The sequence below is a fragment of the Hahella sp. CR1 genome, from assembly GCF_029813005.1.
Classification (GTDB): Bacteria; Pseudomonadota; Gammaproteobacteria; order Pseudomonadales; family Oleiphilaceae; genus Hahella.
This window is the reverse complement of sequence record NZ_JAPELK010000036.1, coordinates 1-2,778: the sequence shown is the minus strand read 5'-3', so window position 1 is coordinate 2,778 and position 2,778 is coordinate 1. Positions and strand designations below refer to the sequence as shown.

Here is a 2,778-nt window from a genome sequence, read left to right as displayed (position 1 = left end):
GTTGCTCGCGAGGACCGGGGAGATAAACGTCTGGTGGCGTATGTAATCACCGAGACTGGCAGTAGCTTGGCTGAAGAGCAATTATCCCGAGAATTAAGACGCACCATTACGCAACAATTGCCGGATTACATGACGCCCTCGGCGTTTGTAATCCTGGACTCAATGCCGCTAACGCCCAACGGCAAAGTCGATCGCAACGCCCTGCCAGCCCCGGACTATACGCCTCAGGCTGACTACATTGCGCCGACGTCGCCGATTGAGACGCTGCTTTGCGCGATCTGGCGAGAAGTGCTGGGCCTTGAACAGGTGAGCGTCGGGGCGAACTTCTTTACCGTTGGCGGGGATTCCATAAAGGCCATGCAAGTGGCTTCCAGAGCGCAAAGAGCGGGCCTGGCGTTAACCACCCGTCAGCTGTTTACGCACCAGACTATTGCTGAGCTCGCCCTGCAGGTGACGGCCAAAGCCGGAGCCGATGCGCCTCAGGAAGACAGCGCAGGAACGCAGACCTTATTACCCATACAACAACACTTCCTGGCAACCCAGCCCATGGGCGCGCATCATTTTAACCAGGCCGTTCGCGTACCCTTGCCCGCTGGCGTGACGGAAGAGGCCTTGCGTCATGCTCTGGCGGCGATAGTGGCGCGTCATGACGTCTTGCGTCTGGCTTTCCAACAGCAGACCTCGCACTGGCGCGCCAGTTATCTGTCCCTCGCCCCCGCAGCAATAGCGGATACGATACATCGTCTGAACCTACCACCCATGACGGCGGAGGACGCCCGGCGGCGGCTGATCGCCGAGAAGGCGAACCCGTTACAAGCCAGTTTTGATCTGGCGCAACCGCCGCTAAGCCGCTGGCTGTGGATTTACGATGAGGCCACAGCCGCCAGTGAACTCATTTGGATCATGCATCACTTGATTGTGGACGGCGTTTCATGGCGGATCTTGCTCCAGGACTTGCAACAGGCGCTTGAGCAATACGCCGCCTCCGCAACGATTACCTTGCAACCCAAAACCAGCAGTTACCAAGCCTGGGCCGAACAACTGGAGGCGTACAGCGAGACATCCGCCTGCCGGCAAACCGCCAGTTACTGGCGACAGACGCTAAGCCTGCCCGCGCCGGACTTACCGGCCCAGCCATTGTCGTCGACCGATAGCCCGGACTACCAGCGGACGGCTTATCACTCGCTGCAGCTCAGCGAGACCTTGACTCAACAGCTGCTGCAGCAAAGCAATGCCTGTTATCACACCCAGATCAACGACCTGTTATTGACCGCTTTATTATTGGCCGTCACCGACTGGACCGGCGGCGACAGTTTACGCGTTGATCTGGAAGGCCACGGTCGCGAGGCGCTGTTTGAAGACACTAATCTGAGTGAAACCGTCGGCTGGTTCACTTCTGTTTTCCCGGTGCATTTACGCAAGGCGACCAGCGCATCCGCAGACTCAACAGACTCTGCTGAGATAGGCGAACACATTAAAGCGGTGAAGGAACAGCTGCGACAGATACCGAACAAGGGTATTGATTATGGCGTGTTGCAACGCTTTCAAGCGGACGCCTTGCCCGAGCATCGGCCCTCTGCCGTGGTCTTCAATTATTTAGGTCAGTTTGATCAAGCCAACGCACTTCAGCTGTCCATCACTGACACTGGGGAAAGCGTTGGTCCCCAAATGCAACGCGAGCACCTCCTGGGCTTCAATTGCCTGGTGACTTCCGGACAATGGCGACTCACTTTGGACTATCACTCCGGCCAATTCGCCGCCGAGCAGATCGCCCAACTGGCGGACCGCTATCGCTTTTACTTAACCGAGATCATTCGCCATTGCGCCCACTCCGCAGGGAGCCATACGCCTTCTGACTTCCCTTTGGTTAAATTGTCTCAACGCCAGCTCGACCGCCTACAGCAGGATTACCCAGCATTAGAGGATCTCTACCCCAGCACGCCGATGCAGCAAGGGATGTTGTTCCACAGTGAGTTAAACGGAGACATCGGGGTGTATATGACCCGGCTGGGCATTATGCTGCGCCGGCTTGACCCGCTCCTGTTTCAACAGTGCTGGCGGAGCCTGATAGCGCGCCACGCCATCCTGCGAACCGCCTTTACATCAATAGACGGGCAGGAACCGCTACAGCTTGTTCAATCCCAGGCGGAGGCGCCTTGGCGGCGGCTGGACTGGCGTCCGTTAAGTGAGCGGGAGCAACAGGCGAACCTGCAGGCGTTGCTGGAAGAGGCTCCCCACTATGACCTACTGCGGGCGCCGCTCATGGATTTTACCCTGGCGCAAACCGGCGACTCAGATTATTGGTTTATCTGGCGTCACCATCATGCTTTGCTGGACGGCTGGTGTTTACCGATACTGTTTAAAGAGCTGCTTACCCTTTATCAACTCGGAGAAAATCAACAGTCCCTCTCGTTACCCGCTGTCATGCCTTACCGAGAGTATATCGCCTGGTTGCAACGACAAAGTCCCGCACAAGCGGAAGACTATTGGCGCGCCTACTTAGCCGGATTTAACGCGCCAACGGCGCTGCCCGGCGCCCGTTCGTCGATCGCCACTGAGGATGCACAGCCGCAACAGGAAGCAGGCCTGACTCTCTCCGCAACGCTCACCACGCAGCTTCAGCACCTGGCCCAGAGCCAGCAGGTGACGCTCAATAGCGTCGTGCAAGCCGCATGGGGCCTGTTGCTCAGCCGCTACAGCGGCGAGCAGGATGTGGTGTTTGGCGGCACGCGCTCAGGACGCCCGGAGGCGCTTCCCGGCGCAGAGCAGATGATGGGG

Annotated in this window: 1 protein-coding gene; it reads left to right on the top strand. The window is 58.2% G+C overall.

From position 1 onward, the window contains the following. A partial coding sequence (locus ONV78_RS31790) for a condensation domain-containing protein (protein WP_279508605.1) occupies positions 1-2,778 on the top strand: 2,778 nt, incomplete at both ends.